We start from the raw sequence: 14,792 nt of genomic DNA, 5'->3' as shown, positions 1-14,792 counted from the left end.
CCTACTGATGCACGACGATACGCGCGTGATAGGGAACGCGCGTGTAAAGGTCGATGATATCCTGGTTCATCAGGCGCACGCAGCCGGAGGATACGGCCTTGCCGATCGAGCGCCATTCCGGGCTGCCATGCAGCCGGTACAGCGTGTCCTGTCCGTTTTGGAAGATATAAAGCGCACGCGCCCCGAGCGGGTTTTTGAGGCCCGGCTCCATGCCGCCGTTTTCGATGGAGTAGCGGGCGAGTTCCGGCTGGCGCGCGACCATTTCGTTCGGTGGCTTCCAGCGCGGCCAGTGCTGGCGCCAGTGAATGGTGCCCTCGCCCTGCCAGGCAAAGCCTTCGCGCCCGATGCCAACGCCATAACGCATGGCCGTGCCGCCGGGTTCGGTGATGTAAAGGAACCGGCCGGGTGTATCCACGATGACCGTATTGTCGGGCTCGCCGGTCGTGTTGGCCACACGCTGGCGATAGAAGCGCGGATCGATCTCGCGATAGGGGATGGCGGGAATGAGAATGCCGTCATCCTCTACCGCGCCATACATCACGGCGAGCTCTTCCTCCGTCGGCGGCAGGATCGGGCGGCTGATCACGGGCGGGACCGGCGGACTGCGCACGCCCGTCGAGGTCGTGCAGCCCGCCACCGTGGCGGCAGCAGACAGTGCGCCGAGCAGGAAGGTGCGGCGCGAGAATGGATCGGCGATATCGGTCGGTGTCATAAGCAGTGCCCCGGTGAGACCTGATCTCTATCCCCCGCCCGTACAGGCACAAGGCGTGATTCGATCACGTTTCCCGGAAACAAAGGTAAGGCAGCGGAAACCCCGCCGGTGTCGCCGAGCGGCAACAGTTTTGCCCGCGTCGATGGCGCCGAAGAAGAGGGTTTACGGGTAAGCGTTCAACAAAGGGATCTTCCCCCGCAGGGGAAGATCGTTGTCGGGTGGGCCGAATGCGAAGGCCGGGGGCCTACTTCTTGGCTGCGAGCAGCGCCTTCACGAGGCCGACGGTCGAGCTGTCGTGGCCTTCGGCGCTTTCCTTACCTTCCACCACGGGAAGCAGGCCCGTCGCCAGTTCCTTGCCGAGCTCCACGCCCCACTGGTCGAAGGAGTTGATGTTGAAGAGCGCACCTTCGACGAAGACGCGATGTTCGTAGAGCGCGATCAGGCGGCCGAGCGCAAACGGGGTCAGCTTGTCGTAGACGATGGTCAGCGACGGGCGGTTGCCTGTGAAGACGCGGTGCGGGGCGATGTGGTCGGCCTTGGCGTCGTCCATGCCCTTGTCCGTCAGCTGGGCCTTCGCCTCTTCCAGCGTGCGGCCCTTCATCAGGGCTTCCGACTGCGCGAGGCAATTGGCGATCAGCAGGTCGTGCTGGTGGCGCAACGTCGTCTCATGCGCATTGGCCGCGATCATGAACTCGGCCGGAATGACCGTCGTGCCCTGGTGGATCAGCTGGTAGAACGCGTGCTGACCGTTGGTACCCGGCTCGCCCCAGACCACCGGCCCGGAATTGCCCTCGACCGGCGTGCCGTCGAGCGTCACGCCCTTGCCGTTCGATTCCATATCAAGCTGCTGCAGATAGGCCGGGAAGCGCGACAGGCGCTGGTCGTAGGGCAGGATGGCGCGCGAGGGATAGCCGAGCACGTTGCGGTGGTAATAGCCGATGAGGCCGAGCAGCATCGGCAGGTTCTGCCGCAGCGGCGCCGTCTTGAAATGCTCGTCGATCGCGTGCGCGCCGGCCAGAAACTCGCCGAACTTGTCCTTGCCGATGGCGATCATCAGCGGCAGGCCGATGGCCGACCAGATGGAGTAGCGTCCGCCGACCCAATCCCAGAAGCCGAAGATGCGGTCGCTGGCGATGCCGAAGGCGGCGACCTTGTCGAGCGCCGTGGAGACGGCGCAGAAATGGTGGCCGACGGCCTCTTCGCCGAGCGCCTTGGCAATGAAGGCGCGTGCCGTCTGGGCGTTGGTCATCGTCTCGATCGTCGTGAACGTCTTCGACGCGACGATGAACAGGGACGTTTCCGGATCGAGCAGCTTCAGAGTATCGGCGATATGGGCGCCGTCGATATTGGAGACGAAATGGGTGCGCGGGCCGTCATGTTCCGGCGCCAGCGCCAGCGTCGCCATGACAGGACCGAGATCCGAGCCGCCGATGCCGATATTGACGATGTCGGTGATTTTCTTGCCGGTTGCCCCCGTCAACGCGCCGGTGCGAATCTTGTCGGAAAAGACGCCCATGGCGTCGAGCACGGCATTGACGTCCGGCATTACGTCGCGGCCATCGACCAGAACCGGCGTGTTCGATCGGTTGCGCAGCGCCGTATGGAGCACGGCGCGGCCTTCGGTGAAGTTGATCGGTTTGCCGGCAAACATTTCGTCGCGCTTTTCAGCCACGCGTGCAGCCTTGGCGATGGCCTCAAGGCCGTCGAGCACCCGCGCGTTCACGGCGCATTTCGAATAGTCGAACAGGATGTCGTCGAGCGTGACGGAGAAGCGCTGGAAGCGCTCCGGATCGGCAGCAAACGCTGCACGGATATCGGTGGCGTCTGTTTCGGTGGCGGTGCTCTTCAGCTCTTCGACCAGCGCTTTCATCATCGGCTCCTCGGGCAGTTCCGGTGAAGGCCTCGGGCCGTCCGGACATGCTTTCAATGGTTTTTATCAGCCGCGATAGCTAGTGCGTTTGGTCACTGCAAATCAAGCCTCGGCGCCCGATTTTCGCGGGCGCCCGGATATTCGTGGAGGGCCAGGATATTCAAGGACATCGTGCCCCTGCAGTCTTCAGCTGCGCAATTCCTTGCGCAGGATCTTGCCGACATTGGATTTCGGCAGGTCGTCGCGGAATTCGATGATGCGCGGGCGTTTGTAGTTGGTCAGGCCGTCGTTGCAATGCGCGCGGATCTCTGCCTCTGTAACGTTGGGGTCGCGACGGACGACGAACAGCTTTACCGCTTCGCCAGAATGCGCATCCGGAATGGCGATGGCGGCACATTCCAGAACACCGGGATAAGACATCACCACTTCCTCGATCTCGTTCGGGAAGACGTTGAAGCCGGAGACGAGGATCATGTCCTTCTTGCGGTCGACGATCTTGATCAGCCCGTCGGCGCTCATGCGGCCAATGTCGCCGGTGCGGAAGAAACCGTCCTTGGAAATCGCCTGTGCGGTTTCCTCCGGCTTGTTCCAGTAGCCGGGCATGACCTGCGGTCCGCGAATACAGATCTCGCCGACGTCGCCGATCGGCACGTTTTCGTCGGCCTCGTTGCGGATTTCGATATCGGTCGAGGGCAAAGGCAGGCCGATGGTCCCGGTAAAGTCCGGCAGGTCGAGGCGGTTGGCCGTTGCGACCGGCGAGGTTTCCGACAGGCCGTAACCTTCCTTGATCGAGCAGCCCGTCACCTTCTCCCAGCGCTCCGCCACCGGCCGCTGCACGGCCATGCCGCCGCCGAAGGTGAGCACCAGGGAAGAGAAGTCGAGCGCGCGGAACGGACCGTTGTTCAGCAGCGCGTTGAACAGCGTGTTGAGACCGGGGAAGATCGTGACCTTGTGGCTGCCGAATTCCTTGACCAGCGACGGGATGTCGCGCGGATTGGGAATGAGGATATTGTGGCCGCCGAGCACCAGACCCATCAGCCCATTCACGGTCAGCGCGAAGATATGATAAAGCGGCAGCGCACAGAGGAAGACAAGGGTGTCGGGCTTCGGCTTGTTGACGAAGGCCGTCTCGATCCAGAGGCTCATCTGCGCCGCATTCGCCAGAAGGTTGGCATGCGTCAGCACGGCACCCTTGGAAACGCCGGTGGTCCCGCCGGTATACTGAAGGAAAGCGATGTCGCCAGCCTTGACGTCGGGTTTGGCCAGCGTCAGCCGCTTGCCCTTGGCAATGGCCGTGTTGAACTTGGTATGACCGCGCAGCGACCAGGCCGGCACCAGCTTCTTCACCCGGCGGACGATGAAATTGACGAGCAGCCCCTTGGCGCCGAGCAGATCGCCCATCGAGGCGACGACGATGTGCTGGAGCGCAGTCTTGGAGGCGACCTGCTCCACGGTGTGGGCGAAGTTTTCCAGAACGACGATGGCCTTCGCGCCACTGTCCTTCAACTGGTGCTCGAGTTCCCGAGGGGTATAGAGCGGGTTGACGTTGACGACCACGAGGCCTGCCCGCAGGATCGCAAAGATCGTCACCGGGTTTTGCAGCACGTTCGGCATCATCACCGCGACGCGGTCGCCCTGTTTCAGCCCTGTCGACTGCAAATAGGCGGCAAAGGCGTCGACGGTTTTTGCCAGGGCGCCGAACGTGATCGTTGTGCCCATACAGGTATAGGCCGGGCGATCCGCGTATTTGGCACACGACGTCTCGAACATATGACCAAGGGATGTGTAGGGGCTGGCCGCAATTTCCGTCGGCATGCCGACAGGGTAGGACGCAAGCCAAGGCCTGTCAGGCAACATCGATTGTGTCCGGCTGGCCGTATCGGGCATATTCGTCCTCCCTGTGCCGGTGTCGTCCGGCAATCCTCCAGATGCCCCACGTCTCCCGAGTGGGCCGGTGTCGAAGTCTATGCTCTTCAGCAGCGGCTTCAAGTGTCTTTCGAATTATATGACCTACACGTAAGCGTCAATAAGCCATGTCGCAAAAGCATAGGTCCTCTTCCGTAAGTGCATGGCTAAGCACCAAGCCTTTGCGGCGGCGCCGGATAAGGTTTACGCCAGCCCGTGACGGCATCTGCCCGGCTGCGTTTCCGCGCCGGCTGCCGCGCTCCTCCCTGAGGCCCCAAGCGGTCTCGACGCAAGGTCAAAGCCATGTCCGATACCGCGCTTCCGTCTCACTCCGTCGCCCGCTTCGGCGGCGTGTCCATGGCAGAAGTCGCGCTGGCCGTCGGCGGGTTTGGCATCGGCACGGGCGAGTTCGCGATCATGGGCCTGCTGCCCCAGGTTGCTCAGGATCTCGCTGTGTCCGTGCCGCGGGCCGGCATCGTCATCAGCGCCTATGCGCTCGGCGTCGTTGTCGGTGCGCCGCTCATCGCGGTGATCGCGGCACGATATGCCCGCCACACCGTGCTTTTGACGCTCATGGCGCTGTTCGCGCTCGGCAATATCGCCAGCGCGCTCGTGCCGTCGTTCGGTCTGCTGGTCACGGCGCGGTTTCTCGCCGGTCTGCCGCATGGGGCCTATTTCGGCGTTGCCGCGCTGGTGGCCGCCGGCATGGTCGCGCCGCACCAGCGGGGCCGCGCCATCGGCCGCGTCATGATGGGTCTCACCATCGCCACGCTGCTCGGCACGCCGCTTGCCGCCTGGTTCGGCCAGGCACTCGGCTGGCGCGCGGCCTTCGCCATCGTCGGCGGCATCAGCCTGCTGACCATTGGGCTCATCATGGTCTTCGTACCCAAAGACCGGGGCAATGCCGCATCGTCGCCACTGCGCGAACTTGGCGCGCTGAAGAAGCTGCAGGTCTGGCTGACCCTCGGCATCTGCGCCATCGGTTGCGGCGGCATGTTCGCGACCTTCAGCTATATCACGCCGGCCCTGACGGAGGTGGCGGGCCTGTCGCTCTCCAGCGTGCCGCTGATGCTGTCTGTCTTCGGTGCCGGCATGATCCTCGGCAACATCATCGGCGCGCGGCTCGCCGACTGGTCGCTCCTCAAGGCGATCGGCCTCGGTCTCGTCTTCAATCTCGCGGCACTCCTGCTGTTCTACGCCACGATGCATTCGCCTGTCATGGCGATGTTCAACATCCTCTCCATCGGCTTTGGCTTCCTCATGGTGCCGGCAATGCAGACCCGCCTGATGGATGTGGCCGGCGACGCGCAGACGCTCGCCGCGGCCCTAATGCATTCGGCCTTCAATCTCGCCAACGCGCTCGGCGCCTGGCTCGGCGGCGCGGCGATTGCAGCCGGTTACGGCTGGACCTCCACCGGCCTCGTCGGCGCCGTCATGGCCGTGTTCGGCATCGGGATCTTCGCGATTTCCGTTGCCGTCGAGCGTTCATCCCGCCGTATTTGAGCGATTTCGCACGGAAACCCATTCCAGGTGTCGCCATATTTTGGCTCTGTTTGTGGAATTGTCATCCCGCGCTTGCCATTCGGCTGTTATAGAGAGTGGATAAGGCAATTGCAGGCAGAAGCCTGACGGAGGGTACCGGGTGCGCCATCGCGAATTGGAAAACCAGCCTGCAGAGCCGCGGCTGTTCGGCCGTCCAGCCTATGATCGTTCGGCGCTGGTCGGGCCCGCATCGGCCGCACGCTGGCTGCTCGTATTCATCCTCCTTGCCGGCGCCTATTTCTTTCACGGCTTTCTCGTGCCCGTTCTGGCCGCGGTCGTCATCGGCTTTGCCAGCTGGCCGCTCTACCGCCGCCTGCTGGTGGCCGTGAATGGCAATCGCACAATCGGCGCCACGATTGCCATCATCCTCGTCGTCGCCTTCATCGTGACGCCCGTGACTTTCGCCGCCATCTACGCGGTCGATGAGTTCCGCGGCTGGGTCGGATGGGCGGTCGAGGCCAATTCCGTTGGTGCCGATGTGCCCGCCTGGGTGCTGCAGCTGCCGCTCGGAGGGGCCTGGCTCGGCGTGCAATGGGCCAAATATGTCGGGCATCCCGGCGCGCTCGGCGAACTCGTGCAGCTGGTCAGCGGCTCCAATATCGGCAGCATCTATCGCGGTGCGCTCGTGGTCGGGGCAGGGGCTGCGCGCTCGCTGCTGACGCTGCTCTTCATGCTCATTACCCTCTTCTTCGTCTATCGCGACGGCGAGAAGTTCGTGGCGCAGCTCGACAAGCTCGGCGAGCGCATTCTCCCCATGCGGTGGGAACGCGTATCGCGCATCGTGCCGCTCACGATCTCCTCCACCGTCACCGGCATGGGCCTCATCGCCATCGGCGAGGGTCTCGTGCTCGGCGTCGCCTACTGGATCGCCGGCGTGCCGTCGCCGGTCACCCTCGGCATCATTACCGGCTTCATGGCGCTCATCCCCGGCGGCGCGCCGCTCTGCTTCACGCTCGTTTCCGTCTATCTCTTGGCCAGCGGTGCGCCGGTCGCCGGTTTCGCACTCTTTGCCTGGGGCACGATCGAGCTCTTCATCGTCGACAAGACGCTCCGCCCACGCCTCGTCGGCGGGCCGATCAAGCTGCCGTTCCTGCCGACCTTCTTCGGCCTCGTGGGGGGCGTGAAGACCATGGGGTTCCTCGGACTCTTCGTCGGCCCGGTGCTCATGGCGTTGATCGTCGCCATCTGGCGCGAATGGCTGCACGAGGTGACGACGCCGGCGCCGGAGCAGACTGCCAAGCTGATCAAGCAGGCCTGATAGGCCTGCAAAGCAGGACGCAAAGCCTTTTCCCGAACCGCCGCCTGCCGTAAGGTTGGCGGCGACAGCGATCAAGACGGGATGCGTGCCGGTGAATTTCTTTTCAGCCTATGATCAGGGTTTTGTTCGCGTCGCGGCCTGCACGCCGCGCTGCGAGGTTGCCGATCCTGCATTCAACGCCGAACAGGTGATAGCGCTTGCGCGGGACGGCCATGCCCGCTCTGTCGCTCTGATGGTGTTTCCCGAACTCTGCATTTCCAGCTACACGCTCGACGACCTGCTGGGCCAGGCGGCGCTGCACGAGGCGGTGGATATGGCGCTCGCCCGCGTGGTGGAGGAAAGCCGCACGCTTTCGCCCGTCCTCCTCGTCGGCGCGCCGATCCCGAAGAACGGCCGGCTCTACAATTGCGCGCTCGCCATCCACCGTGGCCGCATCCTCGGCGTCGTGCCGAAGAGCTACCTGCCGAACTACCGCGAGTTCTACGAGAAGCGCTGGTGCGCGGCCGGGCGCGACATTCGCGGCGAGACCATCGCGGTGGCCGGGCAGGTGGCCCCGTTCGGCGTGGATCTCTTGTTTTCGGCAACCGACGTGCGCGGCTTCGTCTTCCACATCGAAATCTGCGAGGACGTCTGGATCGCCGCCTCGCCCAGCGATTTCGGTGCACTCGCCGGCGCGCTGATCCTTACCAATCTCTCGGCCAGCAACATCACCGTCGGCAAGGCCGAGACGCGCCGCCAGCTTGCGGGCTCCCAGTCCAGCCGCTGCTTTGCCGCCTATGTCTATGCTGCAGCTGGCCCCGGAGAATCCACCACCGATCTCGCCTGGGACGGCCAGGCCTGCATCTACGAACTCGGCAATTTCCTGGCCGAGACCGAGCGCTTCCCGAGCGGCCCGCAAATGTGCGTCGCCGACATCGATGTCGATCGCCTGCTGCTCGAGCGTCTGCGCACCGGCACCTTCAACGACGCCGCCAACCACCAGCACCGCGAGGATCGCACCTTCCGCACGGTCGAGTTCCAGTTTGAGCCGGATAGGGGCGATATCGGGTTCGAGCGCGCCATCTCGCGCTATCCCTTCGTACCCGCCGATCCCGCCCGGCTCGATCAGGATTGCTACGAGACCTATAACATCCAGGTTCAGGGCCTGATGAAGCGGCTGCAGGCAACCGGCATCAAGAAGATCTGCATCGGCGTCTCCGGTGGCCTCGACAGCACCCATGCCCTCGTCGTCGCCGCACGCGCCTTCGACCAGTTGGGCCTCCCGCGCTCCGGCATTCTCGGCTTCACCATGCCGGGCTTTGCCACCGGCGACGTGACCAAGACGAACGCCTGGAAGCTGATGCGGTCGCTCGGCATCACCGCCGACGAGATCGATATCAAGCCGCTGGCAGAACAATTGCTCAAGGACCTGAAGCACCCTTACGCCGAGGGAAAGCCGGTCTACGACATCACCTTCGAAAACGTACAGGCAGGCTTGCGCACCGATTTCCTATTCCGCGCCGCCAACCGCTACGACGCGCTGGTGCTCGGCACCGGCGATCTCTCGGAGATCGCGCTCGGCTGGTCCACCTATGGTGTGGGCGACCATATGAGCCACTACAACGTCAACGCCTCCGTGCCGAAGACGCTCATTCAGCACCTTATTCGCTGGATCATCGCCAAGGACCTCTTCGATCCCGAAACGAATGCGACACTTGCCGATGTTCTCGATACCGTTATCTCGCCCGAACTTGTGCCGGCCGACGAGACGGGTGCGATCCAGAGCACGGAGGACAAGATCGGCCCCTATGCGCTGCATGATTTCGCGCTCTACTACATTACCCGCTTCGGCCTGAAGCCCTCCAAGGTCGCGTTTCTGGCCTGGCATGCCTGGCATGATGCAAAGGCCGGCGCCTGGCCCACGGGCTTCCCCGAGGAGAGCCGGAACGCCTACGATCTCGCCACCATTCGCAAATGGCTGGAAGCCTTCCTGTTCCGCTTCTTCACGACCAGCCAGTTCAAGCGGTCCGCCTCGCCGAACGGCCCGAAGGTTACCTCCGGCGGATCGCTCTCGCCGCGCGGCGACTGGCGCGCACCCTCGGACGGCAATGCACGTCTGTGGTTGGACGAACTACGACGCAACGTTCCGGAGAATGAGCAGGCCTGAGCGTCCGGCACTCAACCCTATCCAAGGTTTTGCTCCTCATTTCTGCGACTTGAGAAACGAACCGTTTCCGCCATCATGGTGGCAGGTTCGTTTCCTGGGGCAGAGAATGGGACTGAGACTTGTCGGAAAGGATGATGCCGATCGCGGCGAGGCACCGGTCGGTGCTCGCGATGTCGAGGCGGAGGCGCGCCGGAGACTGTCCGCGCTTGGCCATGAGCGTCATCGCGTGCGTTCGCTCGCAACCGGCATCGACATGCCGCGTGAGGTCCATATCAAGCATCTGCAGATCATGGCGATCGCGCTGGCGCTCTCGAGCCTCGAAAGCATCCCCGACGATTATCGCTCGGATGTCTACTGGCCAAAGTGAGCCGCCTCAGCGCGGCTCCACGGTCAGGCTCAGATAGGTCGGATCGAAATCCGCGATGTCACGAAGCTCGTCCCAGTCGAGGATCGTCACCGTGTGATTGACCCAGCTGATCAGCCCGTCCTTGCGCAAGTTCTGGATGGTGCGGTTCATGTGGACGAGCGACAGCCCGAGCACGTCCGCCATCTCTCCTTGCGACAGGGGGAAGTGGAAGCTCAGGTCCTGCGTCAGCCCCATCGCCTGCAGGCGCATATGCAGCTCGCAAAGAAGATGGGCGAGATGTGCGCGCTTTGAGCGACGGCCCATGGCAACGATCCATTCGCGGTGGATCGCGCCGTCGATGATCGTCTTCAGCCAGAGCAGCCGCGTCAGGTGCGGGGCCTTCCGGGTCACGGTCTCCAGTTCGGTATGATCGATCTGCATGACGCGGCAGGGTGAAAGCGCGATGATTCCGTGGTCCATCGTTTTCAGGAGGAAAGCATGCAGATCGACGAAATCGCCGGGGACATGCAGCGCCGTGATCTGCCGCGTGCCGTCCGGTGTCAGCTTGTAGCGTGCCGCAAAGCCTGCGGTCAGAAGCGTGCTGTAGGAGGGCCGACTATTCTCCGACACGAGGTCCTCATCGATCTCGTACGACCGCTCGCGGGTGGCAAGGGATCTCACAAGGCTTCGTTCATCCTCCGACACGATGTCGTGATTGGCGAGGTTCTGAATGAGAATGTCGATCACGATGAAGGCCTTCGAGAATGAACCGGTAGAGACAAGCTGCGCGCAGGCCGGGGCCGCGGCGCATTTTAAACAGCGGTGTTTGAAAGACGGCAAGCGCAAAACGCACCACGGCATCGCCGTGCGCATGTTTTACGGCCGGGCGCCTGATCGCGCCGGAACAAAAGGTTCGTCTCCGGCTTAGCGTGGCGCAAACGCACAGAGAACGTAGAGACATGTGATGAGCCGCTACTTCTTCGATCTTCACAATGGAGATGGTCCGGTGCTGGACGAGGAAGGCCAGGATATGGCCTCGCGCGAGTCCGTGGCCATGGAGGTCGCCCGCATTCTCGGGGATATCGCCCGGGACGAAATGCCGGAAACCCGCAACGGCACTATCGCCCTTACCGTCCGCGACGAGACGGGCAGAACGATCACCGTCGCCCGCCTGACATTCAGCAACGAGTGGGTCGAGTAAAGACTGTCAAGGGCGGTGCGACGGCACTGCATCAGCTGATCCGCTCCTTCGTGATGAAGTCCAGAGCGGCAAGCTGCGGATGATCGATGGTCGGTATCGGACCCGACTTCAGGCGCATGCCGCACGTCTGCGGCCACCTTTCCAGCGAAACCTGACGGCGTGCGTTCGAGGTCCCATAGGGATCGTTAAAGCGACAAGCGATCGTTTCGCTCAACGAGAACGGAACGAAAAGCGCCTTGGAAGGCTTCTATCGAGTATGCGCAAAGCACGGCAAAACCGCCATGCTTCTGCGTCATGACAACGGAGATTATCATGGACCTTCCCCAGAATGCAGTCGTCGCCGTTGCCGATGGCAAAAAGCTCGTCCTTTTCAAGAACGAGGGCCAGGCATCCGATATCCAGCTCAAAGCCTTGCCCGATGCCGAGGTCGATGACTCGAAAATTCCCTCAGGAGGCCGCCATTCCAGCAGCGCCGCCAACCCGAGCGACGGTCAGCAGGATGAAGATGGCTTCACCGCAGGCGTGGTCGATCTTCTGAACAAGCGCGTCCTCGACGGCAAGATCAAGAAGCTCGTGATCATCGCGGCACCGCGCACGCTCGGCGAGCTTCGAAAGGGCTATCACAAGGCCCTCTCCGACGCGCTCGTCGGAGAACTGGACAAGGATCTCACCGGGCACTCGATTCAGGACATTGAAAAAGCCATCGCCGCAGCCTGACGCCGCCGCTACAGTTTGAGAATAACCGTCGAAGGCAGAGCCGCACTCATGCAGCTCTGCCTTCGTTTGTTTAGGTTCGCAGGTCTAACTGTCTCGTGAGTGTTGACCGACGCGCCAGCTTGAGTGCGTCCGGACAGCCACTTCGTGAAAAGCCAATTGGCTATGCAAGCGAGCAGATGTGCTGATTGAGCTCAGCAGAATGCTAAGGTGGTTATAACAGGTGATAAAAGGAAATGGTGCCGCTTGCAGGACTCGAACCTGCGACCCCATCATTACGAATGATGTGCTCTACCACCTGAGCTAAAGCGGCTCACCGGGCGAACCTGAGGGTTCAGCCTGTGTTGTGAGGGGCTGATACCTGCAAAGTTCGGGGAATTCAAGCGGTCTCTTCATCTGTTGAGGGAAAAACTGACGCGGGCAGGGTGGCTGCCCGCGGGAATATCGTGGAGCCGCTACAGCGAGAGGCGGGCGCGGGCTGCGTTGTATTCCGTTTCCAGACGCTCCACGAGTGTTGCGACGGGGGTGACGGCTGTGATGGCGCCGATGCCTTGGCCCGAGCCCCAGATGTCGCGCCAGGCTTTCGCACCGGTGCCGACGGCGGCCTCGAGGTCCATGGTGGCGGCATCCGCAATGGGCAGGTTGTCGGCGTCCAGTCCGGCTGCGGCAATGGAGGGGCGGAGATAGTTGCCGTTGACGCCGGTGAAGTGCGGCGTTTCCACGATGTCCTTTGCCTTGCTGTCAACGATCATCTGCTTGTAGCCGTCGCTCGCCCGGGCTTCTTCGGTCGCGATGAAGGCGGACCCGATATAGGCAAGGTCTGCGCCCATGGCCTGAGCCGCCAGCACCGCGCCGCCATTGGCAATCGCGCCGGACAGGAGGAGCGGGCCGGAGAACCAGCTGCGGATTTCCTGGATAAGCGCAAAGGGCGACAGCGCGCCGGTATGGCCGCCGGCGCCGGCCGCAACGGCGATCAGCCCGTCTGCGCCCTTGTTGATGGCGGAGCGCGCATGGCGATCGTGGATCACGTCGTGCAGCACGATGCCGCCATAGCTGTGCACGGCCGCATTCACCTCCGGCACGGCGCCGAGCGAGGAGATGACGATCGGCACCTTGTACTTCGCACAGAGCATCAGGTCGTGTTCCAGCCGGCGGTTGGAGCGGTGGACGATCTGGTTGACGGCGAAGGGCGCAGAGGGGTTGTCCGGGTTCGCCTTGTCATGGGCAGCCAGTTCCTCCGTGATCATGGCCAGCCACTCGTCAAGCTGCGCTTCCGGCCGGGCATTGAGCGCCGGGAAGGAGCCGACGACGCCGGCCTTGCACTGGGCGATGGTCAGCGCCGGATGCGATATGATGAACAGCGGCGCCGACACGACGGGAATGCGAAGACGGGACAGGATCGGCGGCAGGGCCATGGTGCTCTCTCTTGATTGACGTTTGCGTAAACGGAAGATAACCGCGGGATGGCGGGTCTGACAAGAGGGGTATCGAGAGATGCGGCAGGGCACCCTGGGGAGAGGCATCATGGTGTCCTGCGACGCGCGTGTCCAATCCCCAGATCCGTTGCTTTTCAGATGGTTGAACAGGGGTTCACGATCCGAACCCTGCCGGAAGAGGCTGGAAAGGTGCTCATACCAGCCTATGTGCATTGCGCGGACTTGCGTAACGAGACGTCAATCGTTACCGAAAAGTGAACGTGCTTTCCTGCGTTTCGGCACCTGCATCCTCGAGGATGCCCGAAGCGCAGGCCCAAGGTGGCAAGGGATTACCGTGAGCGGACTGGAAACGGCCATCAAACAGGCGCTGGAGCGCTCCGACCGGGCAAGTGCGGAAACGCGCGCGCGGATCTACCAGTCGGCACGAAATGCGCTCGAAGCCGGCCTGCGCAAGCAGAACGTCCTTGACGAAACGGTCGTCGCCCAGCAGCGGCATCGGCTGGAAGTCACCATTCACGCGATCGAACAGCAGGAGCGGGCAGCTCTTCGCGATCTCTCGGTCGTTCATTCCCCAGTCTCTCCGGCCCCAGTCTCTCCGGCCCCCGTCTCTCCTTCCACAGTTCCTTCGCAAAATCCGGCAGAGCCTGCATCCCCTGTCGAGCCCCATGTGACCATTGCCGACGCTCCGCGTGCGGAGCAGCGTGCCAGCGGCCGCGACGCAGAGCGGCAGGAGCCCGGGTTTGGCGAGGTGAGCGCCGAGCGCACGTCGTCCCGGCGTGACGCCCCTTCGTTCGATGCCCCTGACGTGGATGGACCGCGCGGAGATGGCAGGGTGGAGCGCGGCGACCGGCACCGCGATCGCGATGATGCACCGTTCACGGAAACGCCAACGCCGATGGTCGCGCCGGTTCGCGATTCCAAGCGGCCGGGCGCGCAGGCGCGCGATGCCGTCAACGATCTCGGCCTTCCCGGAGCCGAGCCGCTCGTGCCGCGTAGGCGGCGTGGCCGCGGCGGGCGTATCGCCTCTATTCTCATGGTTGCGGCCGTGCTCGTGGCAGCCATCGGCAGCGCAACGTGGTGGGTCATGAGCACGGGTCTTCTCGAACGCCCGCAGGGCCAGCCGGCACCTCCGCCGACCGTGGCCGCGGAGGATTTCGATGGCGGCGCAGGCCTGCGAACGCTCGGTGCCCAGGCCGGCTTCACGGCGGATTGGGTCGATCTCTATCTGCCGACCGCCACGGGCGGCGTTACGCCAGGCGCGCGCGTTCGTACCGAGGTGGTGCGCGACGAGGGTGGGGCACGGCTGCGCATCGCGTCGGGTACCGGCGATGCCAGCGGCAACGTCGCCATCGAGGTGCCGGCATCGGCGCTGCAGCGCATGTCGGGGCAGACTTCGACCATCGCCCTCAGCGTTCAATCGGCAAATGGCAAGCCGACCCAGTTCTCAGTGGAATGCGACTTCGCATCCCTCGGTGATTGCGGCCGTCATCGGTTCACGGTCAATGACGAGAAGAGCGACATGCTGTTCAAGATCAGCTTCGACCGGACGATGTCGCCAAACGGTCCCGGCCGTATCCTTGTGAACAGCGACGTCACCGCCAACGGCGGTAGTCTCGATCTCTATGCCATCCGGCTCCTGCCCGGACAGTGAGACGAACGGCG

At 63.3% G+C, this 14,792-nt stretch carries 13 protein-coding genes and 1 tRNA gene; 8 read left to right on the top strand and 6 right to left on the bottom strand.

The features are described 5' to 3' along the window. Position 1 precedes the first annotated feature (1 nt). The 3 genes from G8E10_RS01685 to G8E10_RS01675 all read right to left on the bottom strand — a co-directional run bounded on the left by G8E10_RS01685 (position 2) and on the right by G8E10_RS01675 (position 4,469). A complete protein-coding gene (locus G8E10_RS01685; protein ID WP_110733018.1) occupies positions 2–712 on the bottom strand; it encodes a L,D-transpeptidase family protein in 711 nt (236 codons plus the stop codon). Between the two features lie 244 nt (positions 713–956). After that, positions 957–2,582, bottom strand: a complete 1,626-nt coding sequence (gene pgi / locus G8E10_RS01680) for a glucose-6-phosphate isomerase (protein ID WP_167126253.1) — start codon at positions 2,580–2,582, stop codon at positions 957–959. 186 nt (positions 2,583–2,768) lie between these two features. After that, complete coding sequence (locus G8E10_RS01675) at positions 2,769–4,469, bottom strand: long-chain-fatty-acid--CoA ligase (RefSeq protein ID WP_167126250.1); 1,701 nt, start codon at positions 4,467–4,469, stop codon at positions 2,769–2,771. A gap of 321 nt (positions 4,470–4,790) precedes the next feature. On the opposite strand from G8E10_RS01675, the gene G8E10_RS01670 reads away from it, so the two are divergent. The 4 genes from G8E10_RS01670 to G8E10_RS01655 all read left to right on the top strand — a co-directional run bounded on the left by G8E10_RS01670 (position 4,791) and on the right by G8E10_RS01655 (position 9,800). Then, complete coding sequence (locus tag G8E10_RS01670) at positions 4,791–5,990, top strand: MFS transporter (RefSeq protein WP_167126247.1); 1,200 nt, start codon at positions 4,791–4,793, stop codon at positions 5,988–5,990. Between the two features lie 139 nt (positions 5,991–6,129). Further along, positions 6,130–7,287 (top strand): AI-2E family transporter, encoded by a 1,158-nt coding sequence (locus G8E10_RS01665; RefSeq protein ID WP_132446073.1) that lies wholly within the window; start codon positions 6,130–6,132, stop codon positions 7,285–7,287. A 91-nt stretch (positions 7,288–7,378) separates the two neighbouring features. Continuing rightward, entirely contained in the window at positions 7,379–9,433 is a 2,055-nt protein-coding gene (locus G8E10_RS01660) for an NAD(+) synthase (protein WP_167126244.1), read from the top strand. 106 nt (positions 9,434–9,539) lie between these two features. Beyond that, the gene (locus G8E10_RS01655) at positions 9,540–9,800 is read left to right on the top strand and encodes a hypothetical protein (protein WP_167126241.1); all 261 of its coding nucleotides are present in this window, start codon (positions 9,540–9,542) and stop codon (positions 9,798–9,800) included. Between the two features lie 6 nt (positions 9,801–9,806). On the opposite strand, the gene G8E10_RS01650 is transcribed toward G8E10_RS01655, so the two are convergent. After that, entirely contained in the window at positions 9,807–10,526 is a 720-nt protein-coding gene (locus tag G8E10_RS01650; protein ID WP_110800216.1) for a Crp/Fnr family transcriptional regulator, read from the bottom strand. Here G8E10_RS01650 and G8E10_RS01645 point away from each other — a divergent pair. The 3 genes from G8E10_RS01645 to G8E10_RS01635 all read left to right on the top strand — a co-directional run bounded on the left by G8E10_RS01645 (position 10,516) and on the right by G8E10_RS01635 (position 11,697). Continuing rightward, a complete protein-coding gene (locus G8E10_RS01645) occupies positions 10,516–10,707 on the top strand; it encodes a hypothetical protein (RefSeq protein WP_167126238.1) in 192 nt (63 codons plus the stop codon). The genes G8E10_RS01650 and G8E10_RS01645 overlap by 11 nt on opposite strands. Before the next feature lie 36 nt (positions 10,708–10,743). After that, the gene (locus G8E10_RS01640) at positions 10,744–10,980 is read left to right on the top strand and encodes a DUF6894 family protein (protein WP_110800214.1); all 237 of its coding nucleotides are present in this window, start codon (positions 10,744–10,746) and stop codon (positions 10,978–10,980) included. Positions 10,981–11,292: 312 nt separating this feature from the next. Beyond that, positions 11,293–11,697, top strand: coding sequence for a host attachment family protein (locus G8E10_RS01635; protein ID WP_110800213.1), 405 nt, complete (start codon positions 11,293–11,295; stop codon positions 11,695–11,697). Positions 11,698–11,931: 234 nt separating this feature from the next. Here the strand turns inward: G8E10_RS01635 and G8E10_RS01630 are convergent. Beyond that, positions 11,932–12,007: transfer RNA gene (locus G8E10_RS01630), tRNA-Thr, on the bottom strand. A gap of 142 nt (positions 12,008–12,149) precedes the next feature. Continuing rightward, entirely contained in the window at positions 12,150–13,109 is a 960-nt protein-coding gene (locus tag G8E10_RS01625) for an NAD(P)H-dependent flavin oxidoreductase (protein WP_167126235.1), read from the bottom strand. 355 nt (positions 13,110–13,464) lie between these two features. On the opposite strand from G8E10_RS01625, the gene G8E10_RS01620 reads away from it, so the two are divergent. Then, positions 13,465–14,781: a biotin transporter BioY gene (locus tag G8E10_RS01620; protein ID WP_167126232.1), complete on the top strand. Its 1,317-nt coding sequence runs from the start codon at positions 13,465–13,467 to the stop codon at positions 14,779–14,781. Positions 14,782–14,792 lie beyond the last annotated feature (11 nt).

It is taken from the genome of Ferranicluibacter rubi (assembly GCF_011603255.1).
In the GTDB taxonomy this organism is placed as follows: Bacteria; Pseudomonadota; Alphaproteobacteria; order Rhizobiales; family Rhizobiaceae; genus Ferranicluibacter; species Ferranicluibacter rubi.
This window is presented reverse-complemented; position numbering and strand designations above follow the sequence as displayed.